We start from the raw sequence: 16441 nt of genomic DNA on the forward strand, positions 1-16441 counted from the left end.
CCGTGGGGCGGTCCGCCGGTGAGCGAGCAAGGGTGAGGGACGCATGAGCAAGTGGGAGTACCAGACGGTGGCGCTGCTGTCGCACGCCACCAAGCAGATCCTGGACAACTGGGGCGCCGACGGCTGGGAGCTCGTCTCCGTCGTGCCCGCTCCGCTGCCGGAGGGCACCGACCCCCGCAACCAGCAGTACGTCGCGTACATGAAGCGGGAGCTGTGATGGCCACCCCCGAGGAGCGGATCGCCGAGCTGGGCCTGACCCTGCCCGAGGTGGCCGCGCCGGTCGCGTCGTACACGCCCGCGGTGCGCAGCGGCGACCACGTCTACGTGTCCGGCCAGCTGCCGTTCGTGGACGGGAAGCTCCCCGCCACGGGCAAGGTCGGCGCCGAGGTCACCCCGGAGACGGCCAAGGAGCTGGCCGCGCGGTGCGCGCTGAACGCGGTGGCCGCGGTGCGCGCCGAGATCGGCGAGCTGTCCGGCGTGGTCCGCGTGGTCAAGGTGGGCGGCTTCGTGGCCAGCACCCCCGACTTCACGGGACAGCCCGGCGTGCTGAACGGGGCCAGCGACCTGCTGGCCGAGATCTTCGGCGACGCCGGTGTGCACGCGCGCGCCGCCGTGGGCGTGGCCGCCCTGCCGTTGGACGCGCCGGTCGAGGTTGAGATGATCGTCGAGGTCCGCTGAGCGGGTCGCCCTCTTTCGGTGCGGTGACCCCCGTTTCGCGGCGCTCTGTCCCCGAGGAGGAGGGTACGCCGATGCGCGACGTCCCGGCAGGCGACGGCACTGGGAACGGGGGCTCCGCGCCGGGCGGCGCCGTCGAGCCCCGCCCGGCCGCCACGGTCATGCTCCTGCGTCCCCGCGGCGGCGTCCGGGACGGGGGCGCGGACGGCCCCATGGAGGTCCTGCTCATGCGCAGGGTCCGCTCCATGGGGTTCGCTCCGGGCGCCTACGTCTTCCCCGGCGGCGGGGTGGACGCGCGCGACGCCGACGGCGACCTGCCCTGGACCGGCCCGGGCCCCGAGGAGTGGGCGCGCACGCTGGGCACCGACGTGCGCATGGCCCGGGCGCTGGTGTGCGCCGCGGTCCGCGAGACCTTCGAGGAGACCGGCGTCCTGCTGGCCAGCGAACCCGGGCGCGCGGGCGGGGAGGCCATCACCCTCGACACATCCTCCGAGGAGTGGGAGCGGGACCGGCTGGGACTCATCGACCGCTCCCACTCCTTCACCGGGGTCCTGGCCCGGCGCGGCCTCGTGCTCCGCTCGGAGTGGCTGCGCGCGTGGTCGCGCTGGATCACCCCGAGGGCCGAGCCGCGCCGCTACGACACCTGGTTCTTCGCGGCCGAGCTGCCCCCGGGGCAGGCCTCGCGCGACGTGGGCGGCGAGGCCGACCTCACCCGGTGGACCGACCCCGCCGCCGTCCACGGAGAGTGGGAGGCGGGCCGGATGCCGATGCTGCCGCCCACGGTCGTGAACTGCGCCGAACTCGCGGACTGCCGGACCCTCCGGGGAGTACGGGAGGCCCGACGGGATATCGTCCCCATTGAGCCGGTTGTCCGGGAGGTCGGCGGCCAGTTGCGCGTCGTCGCGCCGAACGGGGTGGACTACCCCCTCCCGAAGCCCGACGCGACTCCCTGAGGGGCCGCCGGGCAGCGGGGCCGCGCGTGCCGGAGGCCCCGGCCGCTCCCCGGTCCGGTTCGGCGAGCGAAGCGAGGTGCGATGAGGATCGACGGTTCCGGAACACTGCGCGCCAGCTGCGTGCTGTGTCCCAATCCCGGCCCGATGACGCTGGAGGGCACCAACACCTGGATCCTGAGGGAGCCGGGCGCGCGCGGGGTCGTGGTCGTCGACCCCGGCCCCCACGACGAGCGCCACCTGGAGCGCGTGGCGCGGACCGTGCAGGAGCAGGGCGCCCAGGTGCTGATGGCCGTGGTGACCCACCGCCACCCCGACCACGGGGAGGGCGCCCGGTACTTCTCGGAGCTGACCGGCGCCCCGGTGCACGCGGTCGATCCGGGGACCAGGGTCGGCGGACGCGGCCTGTCCGACGGAGAGGTCCTGGAGGCCGACGGCCTGCGGGTACGGGTCATCGCCACCCCCGGCCACACCGAGGACTCCGTCTGCCTGATGGTCGAGGCCGACAACACCATCCTGACCGGCGACACCGTCCTGGGCCACGGCACCACGGTGATCGACGGCGACGACGGGCTGGGCCCCTACATGGAGTCGCTGTACCGGCTGCGCTCCCTCGTGCGCGAGCACGACGTGCGCACCCTGCTGCCCGGCCACGGCCCGATCATCACGGCCCCGGCGACGGTGCTGGACTCCTACGTCGACCACCGCGAGTCGCGCCTGGGGCAGGTCCTGGACGCGGTGCGCGCGGGGGCGACCGGGGTCGAGCAGATCGTCGACCGCGTCTACCCCGACGTCACCGAGCAGATCCGGTTCGCGGCGGCCTCGTCGGTGCGCGCCCAGCTGCGCTACCTCTCGGCGCGCGGCGAACTGCCCGAGGGCGTCGAGACCTAGACAGTGTTCTTCGGACCTTCCGCTTCGCCCCGTCCCACCCGTCGCCCGCCACCACCCTCAACGGACGCCTGCGGCGCGGCCCTCCCACGGAAACCCGCCTCCGCCACCTCCAGAACCCCGTGGGCGCCCGAACCGGCCCCCACAGCTGAGCCCGGTTCAAAAAACAGACCCTGGTCGGCAAGCGCTCCCCCGACCCCGGGGCCGGGGCGCGGCGGCCTCCCGGACCCGGGGGCGCCGTGAACCGGGCGCGGACGGCTCCGGACACGGCTGTGGCCGCCCACCCCGCAGGGGGAGCGGCCACACAGCGTTCAGGCCCGGGGAGCCCCGGCACGGGGCGCGAACGTCAGCGCCCCCGGGAGTCCCCGCCCGAGGGACGCGGTCTAGCGGGCGCGGCGGCGCATCCGCTCGACGTCGAGCAGGACGACGGCCTTGGCCTCGATCCGCAGCCAGCCGCGCAGGGCGAACTCGGCGAGGGCCTTGTTGACCGTCTCACGGGAGGCGCCGACCAGCTGGGCGAGCTCCTCCTGGGTGAGGTCGTGGTGGACGTGCAGCCCGTCCTCGCCCTCCTTGCCGAACTTGTCGGCCAGCTCCAGCAGAGCCTTGGCGACGCGGCCGGGCACGTCGGTGAAGACGAGGTCGGCCATCACGTCGTTGGTCCGGCGCAGACGGGCGGCCAGCGCCTTGAGCAGCTGGAGCGACACCTGCGGGCGGCTGGACAGGAACGGGCGCAGGTCGTCGTGGCCCAGTCCCGCGAGCACCGAGTCGGTGACCGCGACGGCGCTCGCGGTGCGCGGGCGCGGGTCGAACAGCGACAGCTCGCCGAACATCTCGCTGGGGCCGAGCACCCCGAGCAGGTTCTCGCGGCCGTCCACGGCCGTGCGGGTCAGCTTCACCTTCCCGCTGAGGATGACGTACAGGCGGTCGCCCTCGTCGCCCTCGCTGAACAGGGTCTGGCCGCGGCCGAGACGCACCTCGTTCACCGAGGAGCGGAGTGCGGCCGTGTCCTCCTCGTCCAGCGCCTCGAACAGAGGGGCCTTCCGCAGCACCTCGTTGATCTCGTCCACCACACGTCCTCCTAAAACCTGACCGCCAACAGTGTGACGTATATCGCACCCGGGTGTGAAACCAGGTCGTGATCCCGGCTTGTCCGCCGAGAGACAACTGCCCACAACAGCCGACGTCAGCCCCTGCGATCCTAGCCGTCATCAGTTCTGTACCAGGGCTGTCCGCGCCGCGCCACCGGACATTGGTTACATAGCCCCGTCCGCCGACGGTGGCGCGGACCCGCTCGCGACGGCCGCGCGAGCACGGCCGCCGGGCCGCGGTCCGCTCCGTCACCGGGACGCCTACCCTGTGATGATGCCCCGTGACACACCAGACGCGACCGAGCCGACGACCACGCCCACCGGTGAGAGCCGGCTCGCGCTGGTCCGCCGCGCCCGCAGGATGTACCGGGAACTCATCGAGCTGTACCCGGACGCCCACTGCGAACTGAACTTCACGACCCCCCTGGAGCTGCTGGTCGCGACGATCCTGTCCGCCCAGTGCACGGACAAGCGGGTCAACCAGGTCACCCCCGCCCTCTTCGCCCGTTACCCCGACGCGGAGGGCTACGCCTCGGCGCGGCGGGAGGAGTTGGAGGAGATGATCCGCTCGACCGGCTTCTTCCGGGCCAAGGCCAACAGCCTCATCGGACTCGGGCAGGAACTGTGCGAACGGCACGGTGGAGAGGTTCCGAGGAAACTCTCCGACCTGGTCAAACTACCCGGTGTAGGACGAAAGACCGCAAACGTACTGCTCGGTAACGCCTTTGATGTGCCCGGTATCACCGTTGACACCCATTTCGGGCGGCTCGTCCGTCGTTTCGGGTGGACCGACGAGGAGGACCCGGTCAAGGTCGAGCACGAGATCGGCGCGCTCTTCCCCCGCCGGGACTGGACGATGCTCTCCCACCGCGTCATCTGGCACGGCCGCCGGGTCTGCCACTCCCGCAAGCCCGCGTGCGGGGCCTGCGGCCTGGCCCGCCTGTGCCCCTCCTTCGGCGAGGGGCCCACGGACACCGCCACCGCGACCAAGCTGCTGCGGATGCGCTCCTTCTCCTGAGACCCGCGGGCCGCTCGGGTGCGCGGGGCGCGGACCCGGGCGGGCGCCCCATCCTGGCGCCCGGCCGCGCAGGGGCGGCCGGGCGCGCATCGGGAGCAGGCGCCGGAGGTTTGTACCCTGATCACGTGAGTGTGCGCACATCGTCCCCGTCGCGGGCATCCCGGTCCGCGGCGCCCCCTGTGACGGCGGTACCCCCGCCCGCCGGTGCCGGAGGAGGTCCGACGACGTGACGACTCCCCGGGAACGACGCGCTCCCCCGCGCGGCGCTCCCCCGGGCGCGGGCCCCGCGGCCCCGCGAGGAGCCCGGCGCACGGCCCCTTCGACCCACCGACGGCGCGACGACTCCCGGAACAGGTTCCCCGCATGAACTCGATCCCGCTCTGGCTGGCCGCGCTCGCGGACGCCGCCGAGACGATGACCGTGCCGCCGCCCATGCGGCCGCCCGCCGAGGGAGGGCGCGAGTCCGCCGTCCTCATCCTCTTCGGCGAGGGGCCGAGGGGCCCCGACCTCCTCCTCATCCAGCGCAGCGAGGGGCTGCGCCGCCACGCCGGACAGCCCGCCTTCCCCGGCGGCCGGATCGAGCCCTCCGACGCCTCCCCGGAGGCCGCGGCGCTGCGCGAGGCCGCCGAGGAGACCGGCCTCCTCCCCGAGGGGGTCGACGTCGTCGGCCGCCTCCCCGAGCTGTACCTGAGCTTCAGCGACTTCCGGGTGGCGCCCGTCCTGGGCTGGTGGCGCGAGCCCAGCGAGGTGCGGCCGACCGACCTGGGCGAGGTCGCCGCGGTCTCCCGCGTGCCCGTCGCCGACCTCGCCGACCCGGCCAACCGGGTCAAGGTGCGCTACGGGGGCGGGCCCCGCTGGGGGCCCGGCTTCCGGGTGGAGGGGATGCTCGTGTGGGGCTTCACCGGCGCGGTGATCGACAGCCTGCTCGCCCTGGGCGGCTGGGAACTTCCCTGGCGCGACGAGGGTCTCACCGAAGTGTTCGAAGCAACCCCGCAGGGCCTGCGGCCGGTCGGTTAGCGCTCACTCTTGGAGGGCAATGTGCTCGACGTGATCCTGGTCGTCCTGCTGCTGCTGTTCGCGGTGACGGGGTACCGACAGGGTTTCATCGTCGGTGTCTTCAGCTTCGCGGGCTTCGTCGGAGGGGGCGTCCTCGCCGCCCTGACGGCCCCGGCGCCCATCCAGGCGTGGGTGGAGGACCCCGGCAGGCAGGCGCTGCTGGCGATCGCCGTGGTGTTCCTGTCCGCGGCGCTCGGCCAGTTCCTGCTCTCCTACCTGGGCACCTTCGTCCGCAACAAGGTGACGTGGGACTCGGCGCGGGTCCTGGACGCCATCGGCGGCGCCCTGATCAGCGGGCTGTCGGTGCTGCTCGTGGCCTGGTTCATCGGCAGTACGGTGGCCAACTCGGCGCTGCCGTTCGTCGCGGGCCAGGTCAGGGACTCGCGCATCCTCCACTCGGTGGACACGCTGATGCCCGAGGCCGCCCACAGCGGGTTCTCCACGTTCCGCCGGATCGTGGACCAGAGCGCCTTCCCGCAGGTGTTCAGCGGCCTGGGCACCGGTGAGCTGGCCGAGGTGGCGCCGCCGGACCCGGACGTGCTCACCACCCCGGAGCTGATCGAGTCGAGCCGCAGCGTGGTGAAGGTGCTGGGCACCGCGCCCTCGTGCCAGCGCCGCGTGGAGGGGACCGGCTTCGCCTACGCGGAGGACCGGATCATGACCAACGCGCACGTGGTCGCCGGGGTCACCGACGACCTGCGGGTGGTCACCCGGGAGGGCTACCAGCTCGACGCCACGCTGGTGCTCTTCGACGCCCAGCAGGACCTGGCCGTGCTGCACGTGCCGGGCCTGGACCTGGAACCGCTGGAGTTCACCTACGAGGCCCCGCAGGGCGGTGACGCGGTCGTGGCGGGCTTCCCGCGCAACAGCGGCTTCACGGCCGTCCCGGCGCGCGTCCGCGCCCGCCAGACGGCGCAGGGGCCGGACTTCTACCACTCCCAGCAGGTGAGCCGGGAGATCTACCAGGTGCGCGCCGTGGTGCGCCCGGGCAACTCCGGCGGCCCGCTGCTGTCGCCGGACGGCACCGTGTACGGGGTGGTCTTCGCCGCCGCCACGAACGAGCCCGAGACGGGCTACGTGCTCACCGCCGACGAGGTCGCGGAGAACGCCCAGGGCGGCCTGGAGAACAACGAGCAGGTCTCCTCCCAGGCCTGCGACTGATCGCGTGGCTGCGTTGTCCACAGGCCGGATGCGGGGCTTTCGGGGGCGCGCGGGAGGCGGTTGACTGGATGTACAGGGGGCCCGGGGGCACGGTCGGCACCGTGCTGCCCGCCTTCGCTCCGGGCCCCGCGCCCACCCCGGGGGCCGCGGCCGCGTCGGTGCACGCCTCGCGGCCCCGCCGGGCCTTCCCGGCGTGACGGGCGGCCCGTGACACACCGAGGGCGCCTCCCCGCGGGGAGGCGCCCTCGTGAGCGTTCGGACACCGGCCCGGCCGACCCTAGTTGGAACTCGGGTCGGGCGAGGGCTCCGTGGCCAGCGGCCAGCTCATCCGCACCACGGTCCCCCGGTCGCTGGGGTCGATCTTCACCTCGTCGGCCAGACCCGTGATGACCGCCAGGCCCAGCCCCGGGGAGAACCCGGAGATCCCGCCGGGAGGGGTGTCCTCACCGTCGAGGAAGAGCCCGTCGAGCAGGGACGGGTTGGAGGGCTCCTCCGTGTCCTTGGCGGGGGCACGGTCGGAGACGACGACCTCGAAACGTTGCGTCGCGCTCCCGTTGGCGCGCAGGATGCTGCTCGTGGCGTCGGTGCGGGACTCCGACGCCGGATCAGGCCCGCTGCCGTCGATCAACTGGAGCAGGATCGGCTGTGTGGGGCAGTGCAGCTTGTGCGCCGCCACCGCCCGGGAACACGCCTCACCGACCGCCAGCCTGATCTCGTCGATCGCTGAGGCGGCGATACCCGCCCGCCGCGCCACGGTGGCGGCCATGAGCCGCGCCGTGCGCACGTGAGCGGGGAGCGCGCTGATCGTGAGCGTGATGGTTGCCATCGCTCGCTCGGGGCTACTTCGCGGAACGCTTGTCGATGGCTTCCTGCACCGAGTCGTGGATGCCGAAGACCTTGGTCAGACCGGTGATCCGGAAGATCTTCAGGATGCGCTCCTGGGTGCAGACCAGGTCGAGGGTCCCGTCGTGGGCCCGGACGCGCTTGAGCCCGCCCACGAGCACACCGAGGCCCGTCGAGTCCAGGAACTCCACCTTCTCCATGTTGACCACGAGGTGGAAGTTGCCCTTGTTGACCAGGTCGATCAGCAGCTCGCGGAGCCGGGGCGCGGTATAGACATCGATCTCACCCTCAACGACGACGATCTCGGTGTCGCCCTCGGTGTAATGATCAAGCTTCAAGTCCACTAGTCCTCCAGCGCCGAACCGCGAAAAACGCGAATGATCTCTGCCGGGCGTTACCCCACCAGCACGCATTCAACCACGCGTGTCGAGTGCGTCTTCCTGTGATGCACAGAAAAACCGTGACACCGCGCCACTGTTCCCTCGGATGTCACACTGAAACCAATGTCCCAGTGCTCCACCCTTGGGTGAGAGGCGCCTGCGGGCCTCGAACGCGTACCAGTGAGGAGGGGTCTCGGATGAGGCGACCGGAGCCCGTGCTTCCCGGTGTGTGGCGTGACGATACCCGGTACCCACAGGTGACCCACATCGAGCACGTGGCCCGCAACGACGGGGTGAGCGGGGAGTGGCCGGTGTGGACCGCGCCCCGCCTGGTCGAACGGCTCGCCGACAGGGGGATCACGGGACCGTGGTCCCACCAGGCCGAAGCCGCCGACCTCGCACGTTCGGGCCGTGATGTGATCATAGCCACGGGTACCGCCTCGGGAAAGTCACTCGCCTTCCTCCTACCCGCTGTGGACGCGATTGACGCGGGCGGGACCGTGCTCTACCTCTCCCCGACCAAGGCTCTCGCCCAGGACCAGCTGCGGTGGATAACGGACCTCTCCCTGCCGGGGATGCGGACAGCCGTCTATGACGGCGACACCTCGACCGAGGAGCGCTCCTGGGTGCGCGAGCACGGCAACTACGTGCTCACCAACCCGGACATGCTGCATCACGGCATCCTGCCCCGCCACGGGGCGTGGGCGCGCTTCCTGCGCCGGCTGCGCTACGTGGTGATCGACGAGGCGCACCGATACCGGGGGGTTTTCGGCTCGCACGTCGCGCAGATCCTGCGTCGGCTGCGCCGGGTGTGCGCCCGCTACCGGTCGCGTCCGGTGTTCGTGCTCGCCTCGGCCACCTCCGGCAGCCCGGCCGAGAGCGCCACCCGGCTGACCGGCGTGCCCGTCACGGCGGTCAGCCGGGACGGTTCCCCGCGTCCGGGGATGTCCGTGGCGCTGGTGGAGCCGGAGCTGACCGACCTGACCGGCGAGCACGGAGCGCCGATCCGCAGGACGGCGCCCTCGCAGGCCGCCGAGATGCTCGCCGACCTGGTACGCGACGGTGTGCGCACCCTGGTGTTCGTCCGCTCCCGGCAGGGTGCGGAGGTGGTCGCGCTGACCACCCAGCGCCTGCTGACCGAGCGCGGCGACCACGCCCTGGCCGGGAGGGTGGCCGCCTACAGGGGCGGATACCTGGCCTCGGAGCGCCGGGAGCTGGAGGAGGCCCTGCGCTCGGGGGAGATCCTCGGCCTGGCCAGCACCAACGCCCTGGAACTGGGGGTGGACATCAGCGGTCTGGACGCGGTGCTCATCGCCGGGTGGCCGGGAACCCTCGCGTCACTGTGGCAGCAGGCGGGCCGTGCCGGACGGCACGGGGAGGACGCTCTGGCGGTGTTCATCGCCCGTGACGATCCTTTGGACACCTATCTGGCGCACCACCCGGAGGCCATTTTCGGCCGGTCCGTAGAAGCGACCGTTCTCGATCCGGAAAACCCGCACATCCTGGGGCCGCACCTGTGCGCCGCCGCCCAGGAGCTGCCGATCACCAAGGACGACTTCGACCTCTTCGGAGCGACGACCGAGGAGCGGCTCGCCGAACTCGTCGAACGCCGCCTGCTGCGAAGGCGTCCACGGGGCTGGTTCTGGACGAGTAACGAACGGGCTAGCGACCTGGCCGATATCCGCGGGTCGGGCGGGCCGCCCGTACAGATCGTCGACACCGGGAGCGGCCAGCTGCTCGGCGAGGTCGACGAGCCCGCCGCCCACGGCACCGTCCACCCCGGCGCGGTGTACCTGCACCAGGGGTACACGTACCTGGTCGACGACCTCGACCTCGACGAGGGCGTCGCCCTGGTCCGCCCGGCGGAACCGCCCTACAGCACCTGGGCGCGCGACACCACCGACATCACGGTCCGGTCGGTGCTGCGCCAGGAGGAGTGGCCGAGCGGGGCCACCGTGTACTTCGGTGAGGTGCAGGTGGTGCGCCAGGTGGTCGGGTTCCTGCGCAGGGACGTGCGCACCGGTTCGGTCCTGGGGGAGCAGTCGCTGGACCTGCCCGAGCGCACCCTCGACACCCGCGCGGTGTGGTGGACGCTGCCAGCCGAGGGCGAGGAGCGGCTGCGCCGGGAGGACGTGGGGCTGCTGGGCGCCGCCCACGCCGCCGAGCACGCCGCGATCGGGCTGCTGCCGCTGCTGGCGACCTGCGACCGCTGGGACATCGGCGGGGTGTCCACCTCGATGCACGGTGACACCGGCAGGCTGACGGTGTTCGTCTACGACGGCTACGAGGGCGGCGCGGGCTTCGCCGAACGGGGGTACGCGGCGGCGCGCGAGTGGCTGTCCGCGACCCGCGCGGCCATCGCCGACTGCGAGTGCGACCAGGGCTGCCCGTCGTGCATCCAGTCGCCCAAGTGCGGTAACGGCAACGAGCCGTTGAGCAAGGCCGGTGCGCTGCGCCTGCTCGACGAGGTCCTCGCGGACGGCGAGGACTGACGGCCGGGTCGAGACCGTCCACAGCCTGTGGACGAAGCGCGGGGCGCGGAGGGAGTTGTCCACAGGCGGGGGAAGGGGCTTTCGCTTCGGCTCCGGCCCGCCGAAGCTGGAGGAAGAGGGCCGGAGCAGACGGCCCCCCACCAGGAAGGCCGCCATGTCCGCTCCCGTGCCCACGTCCGCTCCCGTGCCCCCGCCCATCGCCGCGCCGCCTCCGGCGGACGCCGGGATGACGACCTCCGAATACGCCTTCTGCACCATCGCGGCGGTCGCCTTCGCCGGAGTCCTCTACGCCGTGCTCACCAGCGGCGCGGTCGAGGACGTCCTCACCGATCTCGTGGTCAATGCGCTCGGCTCGGGTTTTTGACCGGGGCTCGGCCACCGCGGAGGCGGCGATGGTGCTGCCCTCCCTGCTGCTCGTCCTGGCCGTGGCCCTCGGTGCCGTCCAGGCCGCGTCGGCCCAGCTCTCCTGCGCCGACGCGGCGCGCGTGGGCGCCCGGGCGCTGGCCCGCGGCGAACCCCACGACCGTGCCCGCTCCCTGGCGCTGACCGCCGCCCCCGACGGAGCGGACGTGCACCTGTCCGAGGACGGGGGCATGGCCCGCGTCACCGTACGGGCCCTACTCCCCTTCGGCACGGGGATCTCCCTGCCGGTGGACGGCAGCGCCGCCGTCCCCCTCGAACCCGGGAGCTGACCCCGGTGCGCTCCGACTCCGGTTCCGCCACCGTCTGGTGGGTCGCCTTGGGGGCGCTGCTCTGGTTCGTCACCCTCGCCGTCCTCGCGACCTCCGCGGCGCGGCTCGACCGCGACCGCGCCACCACCGCGGCGGACCTGGCCGCGCTCACCGCCGCCGCCGAGGCCGTCCACGGAACGGAACGGGCCTGCGCGCGGGCCCGCGACACCGCCGAGGCCAACCGCGCCTCCCTCGAATCCTGCGTCCTCACCGGCTCCACCGTCGAGGTGGTGGTCGCGGTCTCCTCGTCCCTCATCGAACGGCCCGTCCGGGCGCGCTCCCTGGCCGGACCGGCCGCCGTCTCCTCCGAGGAAGTGGAATGAGTCCTGCCCCCGTCTCCGTGCTGATGTGCGCCCTCCTGCTGGGAGCCCCCGCCCAGCCCGGGGGCGCACCGCCCTGCCCCGCCTCGCCCGCGCCACAGAACACAGATCCCGTCGGTGCCGACCACTCCGGTGTTTCCATCACTCCCGAGGACTCCGCGCACGCCCCCGGTTCCGCCGGTCTCACCCACGCCGTTGGTCCTCAAGACAGAACGGGTGCCACCGGTGTGGAGGATGCGGCCCCCTCCGGCGGGCCCACCGATGCCGCGCGCTCCGGCGACCCCCTCCGCTCCGGCGACCCCCTCCGCTCCGACGAACCCGTCGGCTTCGGAGCCCTCGAGGACTCCGGCCGGACGGCCCCTTCCGCCGGTCCCGAGCGGTGCGCCGAACCGTCACCGGTCCCCGCCTCCCCGGAACCGTCCCGCCTCGCGCGGGAGAGCCCGCGCGACGCGACGGACGCGCCCTCGCCCGTCAGCGAACCGGTGGTGTACCGCACGGCCGCCGCTCCGTCCCCGACCAGTACGGCGTTGCGGATCGTCGGCAACGTCTCGACCGGAATCCTGGCGCTGCTGTGCGTCGTGGTGCCGGTGCTGCGCCTGTCCGTCGGCTGGCCCCGCTTTCCCGTCCCCTACGAGGGTCAGCGGCGGCGCGGCTCCCGGGACGAGCAGCCCTGACCGCCACTGCGCCCCCGCGCCCCCCCGCACCGCCGCGCACGCGACCGGGCCCGGGCCCTCAACCGCCCAGGGCCCGGGACAGCAGCTCGGCGGCCATCGGCACGATGCCGATCAGCACGAACGCGGGCAGGAAGCACAGACCCAGGGGCGCCACCACCAGCACGCCCAGCCGCTCCACCCGTGCTGTTCCCCGGGCCCGCAGGGTCCGGCGCAGATCGACCGCGTGCCGGTCCAGGAGGTCGGCCACCGGCGCCCCGGTGTCGGCGGCCCGGGCCAGGTCGCGCCCCACCGGGACGAGGGGCTCGGGCAGCGCCGGGCGCCGCCACGCCTCGGCGGGAGCGGCGCCCAGGCGCAGTTGTTCGGCCACCGCCGCCAGTTCCTCGCCCAGCCTCCCCCGCGTCGCCCGGGACACCGCCGTGAGGCAGGCGGGCACCGTCGCCCCGGCGCGGATGCCCGAGGCGAGCAGACCGATTACCACGGGCAGGTCGGCGGTCACCGGCAGCCGTTGCGAACGGGAACCGGCGCTCCTGCGGGCGCGTACCCACAGGGCGGCGCACACCCCGGCCACGACGAGGCCCCCGACCGCGCCGAACAGGGCCACCGCGACGGTCAGCGCGAACGACCCCGCCAGGGCCGGTCCCAGCAGCCGGACCGGCAGCCCCGGCCCGGCCGGAGCACGGGAGGGCGGACGCAGTTCGCGCGCCGTTCCCCCGCCCAGCAGTACCCACACACACGCGGCTCCCAGAACCGCGGCGGCCGTCAGGAACATCCGTCCTCCCCCTTCTTCCTCGCGCTCCGCCACCGCGGCCGGAGCGGTGCCGACCGTGTCCAGTCGTCCCCCCGGGCGCGGCTCGATGGCCGACGCCCGGGCCCTGGGCCCGAATCCCGGGCCGGATTCCCGACCGAGGTGCCCGGACGGCTCTCCGGGCGGTTCCCCGGACGGGGCCCGCCGTCCGAGTCCCGTTGCCCGGGTCCTGTCAGGGAAAGGAGGTCGCCGAACGCACCATGCGCAGCGTCCACCAGGTCCCGAGAGCGTCCAGGGCCGCCCCGCCCACCAGGCAGGCCAACCCCAGCGGCGTGGTGAACAGGAACACCAGCGGCGATCCGCCCAGGCCCGAGGACAACAGCAGTCCGACGGCGGGAAGGGCGGCCAGCACGATCGCGGTGGTGCGCGGACCGGTGGTGCGCGCGGCGGCCTCCGTGCGCTGCTCCTCCTGCTCGGTGAGGTTCGCGGCCAGGGCGTCCACCACCTCGGCCAGACCCGCCCCGGTGTCCGCGGCCACCTCCCAGCACACCGCCAGGTAGGCCAGTGCCCACAGGTCCGGTTCGCGCTCGGCCTCGCGGCGCAACGACGCCGCGTCGGTCAGGGCGCCCACCAGCGGGCCCGCCTCGGCGGCGGAGATCCGCAGGGCCTCCTCCGGCGGCTGCCCGGCGCGCAGTTCGGCGGCCAGCACCCGGCACAGCACCACCACCGCGGCGCGGCGCAGGGCGCCCTCACCGGCACGGGCCGCCAGCGCCCGCCAGTCCACGGACCGCGCCACCGGCCGCCGGGGCCGGGGAAGGAGGGACGCCAACCGGCTGCGCCGCTCCCCGGGGACCAGGCACAGCAGCACCAGGCCTCCCGAGCAGGCCGCCAGTGCGGTCACCACCGGCGCCACCCCCCGCCCAGCCGGGCGGCCACCTCGTCCGCCCCGGCGTGCTCCCGGCGGCTGCCGTCGGGACCGAAGGACACCGCCGGCACCGCGTCCACCAGCCCGTCCGAACCGCGTCTGAGCACCCGCAGCTCGGCCAGGCGCCGACCGCCGGAGTCCCGGACCAGGTGCACGATCATGACCCTGGTGGCGGCCAGCTGGCTGTGCACGGCGGCCCGGTCCAGTCCGGCCGCGCACCCCAGCGCCTCCACCCGGGCGGGCACGTCGCCCGCGCCGTTGGCGTGCAGGGTCCCCGCGCCGCCCTCGTGCCCGGTGTTCAGGGCGCCCAGCAAGGACACGATCTCCGGCCCGCGAGCCTCGCCGACCACCAGCCGGTCCGGACGCATCCGCAGCGCCTGTCGGACCAGGGCCTCCAGCGACACCTCGCCGCTGCCCTCGATGTTGGGCGGACGGGTCTGGAGACGGACCACGTGCGGATGTTCGGGCCGCAGCTCGGGGGAGTCCTCGGCCAGGACGATCCGCTCCCCCGGGTCCACCAGGGAGAGCAGGCACGACAGCAGGGTGGTCTTGCCCGTGCCGGTGCCCCCGCTGACCAGGAACGGCGCCCGCGAGGCCACCAGGGACCGCAGCAGCGCGACCCCGCACGGGGTGACCGTCCCCCGCCGGGACAACCGCTCCAGGGTGAACACCCGCCGGGGCGGCAGCCGCAGCGACACGCACGCCCCGGCGGGCGCCACCGGCGGCAGCACCGCGTGCAGCCGCGCGCCGCTGGGAAGCCGTGCGTCCACGTAGGGCACGGCCGCGTCCAACCGTCTCCCCGCCTGCGCCGCCAGCCGCTGGGCCAGTCGGCGCACCGCGTCCGCCGACTCGAAGCGCACCCCGGCCCGGCGCAGGCCTCCGCCGTCGTCCACCCACACCTCGTCGGGACCGTTGACGAGGATGTCGGTGACCCCCGACGTCATGAGCTCCTCCAGCGGCCCCGCCCCGGACAGGTCGGCGGCCAGACGGCGGGTCATGGACAGCACCTCGGTGTCGCCCAGCAGACCTCCCTCGGCGCGCAGCGCCGCCGCGACGCTCGACGGGCTCACCGGCACCCCGGACGCCACCAGGCGGTTGCGCACGGCCTCCACCAGGGGGCTCACCGGACCTCCTCCAGCGCGGGCAGGCCCGCGACGACCCGGTCGGCGAACCGGGCCAGGGGCGAACGGGGATGGCGGGCGGGCACGTCCCCCGCGGCCAGCGACCGGGCCAGCCCCGGCTCGGACGGCAGGTCCGCGCCCAGGTCCACCTTCAGGGCCCTGGACACCACGTCCGCGCTCAGTTCGCCCCGGGCGCCGCGCACCACCAGCCGCACGGTCCGCGTCTCCTCGCGCAGCCGGGCGACCGTCCTGGTCGCCGCCACCACCGAGGGCACGTCCGCCGGGACGACCAGCAGCACCAGGTCGGATCGGTTCAGGAACACGGTGGTGGCCGGGTCGAAGGAGCGCGGCAGGTCGGCCACCACCAGGTCGGTGCCGTCCCTGGCCGAGGACAGGACCGCGCGCACGGCACCCACCGGCAGGGGGCCGGTCGGCTCCCGGCCGCGCGTCCAGGTCAGCACCGACACCCGGGACGTCCCCGGCAGTCCGGCGCGCAGGTCGCGCCAGCGCACCCGGCCGCGCCTGCGCAGCAGGTCGCCCCAGCCGGTCCACCGCTCGGGAGCGGGGGAGGGGGCCCGGTCGCATCCGAGGTAGACGTCGGGGCCGCACCCGAACGGGTCGGCGTCCAGCAGGGCGGTGGAGCGTCCGGCGCGCTCACCGGCCAGGGCGAGGGCCACCGCGAGCAGGCTGGCCCCGGCACCGCCCCGGCCGCCGACCACCGACACCGTGGGCGCCGGAGCCCGCCCGGGGGAGGAGGCCCTCGCGAGCAGGTCGACCAGCAGCGCCTCGTCCCTGGGCAGCAGGAGCACGCGTGCCTCCCGGAACCCCCGCGGGGATCCCTCCCGGGCGACGTCCGAAGCCGGGGCCTCCACGGGAAGGCCCGGCCGGTGTCCGGCCACGCGCATGTCCGAGGTCGGGTGCTCCGCGGCGGGGCTCGGCCGGTACGCCTCCGCTGGGGCGTCCGGAGAGGAGCGCCCCGCGGGAGCGCCCGGAGGGGAGCCCTGCGCGTGGGCGCCCGGTCGGTACCGCTCCGGGGGGACGCGCGGCCGGGGCACCGCGGCGACCGGCGGCGCGTCCCCCTCCTCCGGCGGGCCCCCGCCGGCGGCGGCCTCCCGGGGATCCCGGGTCACGACCACGTGGCGGCCCGGCGGAGGGTCGGCGGCCCGCAGGAGCGCGCGCAGGTCGGTGCCGACCACGACGAGCGGGGCGCGCGGCCACAGGTTCAGTGCCCGGTCGAGCGTGTGTGCGACGGTGACCTCGGTGGAGGCGGCGGCGGCCAGCCTGAGGAGGTCGTCGAGGAGGAGGGGGTCGGCGGTCGCGAGCAGGGGCCGGTGCTGGGCGTCCATGGGACCTCCCGGGTCGAGGGGCTTTCCT

19 protein-coding genes are annotated in these 16441 nt (G+C 74.3%); 12 read left to right on the plus strand and 7 right to left on the minus strand.

Annotated elements, in window-relative coordinates; genetic code table 11:
- The first annotated feature begins 43 nt into the window (after positions 1-43).
- The 4 genes from sp36 (at position 44) to EV372_RS11470 (ending at position 2516) form a co-directional block, all read left to right on the plus strand.
- Entirely contained in the window at positions 44-217 is a 174-nt protein-coding gene (gene sp36, locus EV372_RS11455) for a Sp36 family protein (RefSeq protein ID WP_013156298.1), read from the plus strand.
- Positions 217-678, plus strand: a complete 462-nt coding sequence (locus EV372_RS11460; RefSeq protein WP_130395986.1) for a RidA family protein — start codon at positions 217-219, stop codon at positions 676-678. Before sp36 ends, EV372_RS11460 begins: the two co-directional genes overlap by 1 nt.
- 71 nt (positions 679-749) lie before the next feature.
- A complete protein-coding gene (locus EV372_RS11465; protein ID WP_130395987.1) occupies positions 750-1628 on the plus strand; it encodes an NUDIX hydrolase in 879 nt (292 codons plus the stop codon).
- A gap of 81 nt (positions 1629-1709) precedes the next feature.
- A complete protein-coding gene (locus EV372_RS11470; protein ID WP_019610629.1) occupies positions 1710-2516 on the plus strand; it encodes an MBL fold metallo-hydrolase in 807 nt (268 codons plus the stop codon).
- A gap of 380 nt (positions 2517-2896) precedes the next feature.
- Here the strand turns inward: EV372_RS11470 and EV372_RS11475 are convergent, their stop codons facing one another.
- Positions 2897-3583, minus strand: a complete 687-nt coding sequence (locus tag EV372_RS11475; protein WP_013156302.1) for a Crp/Fnr family transcriptional regulator — start codon at positions 3581-3583, stop codon at positions 2897-2899.
- 289 nt (positions 3584-3872) lie between these two features.
- On the opposite strand from EV372_RS11475, the gene nth reads away from it, so the two are divergent.
- The 3 genes from nth (at position 3873) to EV372_RS11490 (ending at position 6836) form a co-directional block, all read left to right on the plus strand.
- Positions 3873-4619, plus strand: coding sequence for an endonuclease III (nth, locus tag EV372_RS11480; RefSeq protein WP_013156303.1), 747 nt, complete (start codon positions 3873-3875; stop codon positions 4617-4619).
- A 363-nt stretch (positions 4620-4982) separates the two neighbouring features.
- On the plus strand, positions 4983-5636 hold the full coding sequence (locus tag EV372_RS11485; protein ID WP_019610630.1) for an NUDIX hydrolase: 654 nt from the start codon (positions 4983-4985) through the stop codon (positions 5634-5636).
- 21 nt (positions 5637-5657) lie between these two features.
- Complete coding sequence (locus EV372_RS11490) at positions 5658-6836, plus strand: MarP family serine protease (protein WP_130395988.1); 1179 nt, start codon at positions 5658-5660, stop codon at positions 6834-6836.
- A gap of 277 nt (positions 6837-7113) precedes the next feature.
- On the opposite strand, the gene EV372_RS11495 is transcribed toward EV372_RS11490, so the two are convergent.
- Together EV372_RS11495 and EV372_RS11500 are read right to left on the minus strand one after the other, a co-directional pair.
- On the minus strand, positions 7114-7662 hold the full coding sequence (locus EV372_RS11495) for an ATP-binding protein (protein WP_130395989.1): 549 nt from the start codon (positions 7660-7662) through the stop codon (positions 7114-7116).
- 13 nt (positions 7663-7675) lie between these two features.
- Positions 7676-8023, minus strand: coding sequence for an STAS domain-containing protein (locus EV372_RS11500; protein ID WP_013156307.1), 348 nt, complete (start codon positions 8021-8023; stop codon positions 7676-7678).
- Between the two features lie 233 nt (positions 8024-8256).
- Between EV372_RS11500 and EV372_RS11505 the strand changes: the two genes are divergently transcribed.
- The 5 genes from EV372_RS11505 to EV372_RS11525 all read left to right on the plus strand — a co-directional run bounded on the left by EV372_RS11505 (position 8257) and on the right by EV372_RS11525 (position 12276).
- Positions 8257-10551: a DEAD/DEAH box helicase gene (locus EV372_RS11505; RefSeq protein ID WP_197044248.1), complete on the plus strand. Its 2295-nt coding sequence runs from the start codon at positions 8257-8259 to the stop codon at positions 10549-10551.
- A gap of 154 nt (positions 10552-10705) precedes the next feature.
- Positions 10706-10915, plus strand: a complete 210-nt coding sequence (locus tag EV372_RS11510) for a DUF4244 domain-containing protein (RefSeq protein ID WP_130395990.1) — start codon at positions 10706-10708, stop codon at positions 10913-10915.
- Positions 10893-11243 carry a TadE family type IV pilus minor pilin gene (locus EV372_RS11515; protein ID WP_130395991.1) on the plus strand — a complete coding sequence of 117 codons (351 nt, stop codon included), beginning with the start codon at positions 10893-10895 and terminating at the stop codon, positions 11241-11243. Before EV372_RS11510 ends, EV372_RS11515 begins: the two co-directional genes overlap by 23 nt.
- A 5-nt stretch (positions 11244-11248) precedes the next feature.
- Positions 11249-11605, plus strand: coding sequence for an Rv3654c family TadE-like protein (locus EV372_RS11520; RefSeq protein ID WP_130395992.1), 357 nt, complete (start codon positions 11249-11251; stop codon positions 11603-11605).
- A gap of 482 nt (positions 11606-12087) precedes the next feature.
- Entirely contained in the window at positions 12088-12276 is a 189-nt protein-coding gene (locus EV372_RS11525; RefSeq protein ID WP_486483972.1) for a hypothetical protein, read from the plus strand.
- 58 nt (positions 12277-12334) lie between these two features.
- Here the strand turns inward: EV372_RS11525 and EV372_RS11530 are convergent, their stop codons facing one another.
- The 4 genes from EV372_RS11530 to ssd form a co-directional block, all read right to left on the minus strand.
- Complete coding sequence (locus tag EV372_RS11530) at positions 12335-13045, minus strand: type II secretion system F family protein (protein WP_130395993.1); 711 nt, start codon at positions 13043-13045, stop codon at positions 12335-12337.
- A gap of 208 nt (positions 13046-13253) precedes the next feature.
- Complete coding sequence (locus tag EV372_RS11535; protein ID WP_130395994.1) at positions 13254-13934, minus strand: type II secretion system F family protein; 681 nt, start codon at positions 13932-13934, stop codon at positions 13254-13256.
- Positions 13919-15070, minus strand: a complete 1152-nt coding sequence (locus EV372_RS11540; protein WP_130395995.1) for a TadA family conjugal transfer-associated ATPase — start codon at positions 15068-15070, stop codon at positions 13919-13921. The genes EV372_RS11535 and EV372_RS11540 overlap by 16 nt, the downstream gene beginning before the upstream one ends.
- Positions 15067-16413 carry a septum site-determining protein Ssd gene (gene ssd, locus EV372_RS11545; protein WP_130395996.1) on the minus strand — a complete coding sequence of 449 codons (1347 nt, stop codon included), beginning with the start codon at positions 16411-16413 and terminating at the stop codon, positions 15067-15069. The genes EV372_RS11540 and ssd overlap by 4 nt, the downstream gene beginning before the upstream one ends.
- Positions 16414-16441: the final 28 nt, after the last annotated feature.

The organism is Nocardiopsis sp. CNZ308 (assembly GCF_004217075.1).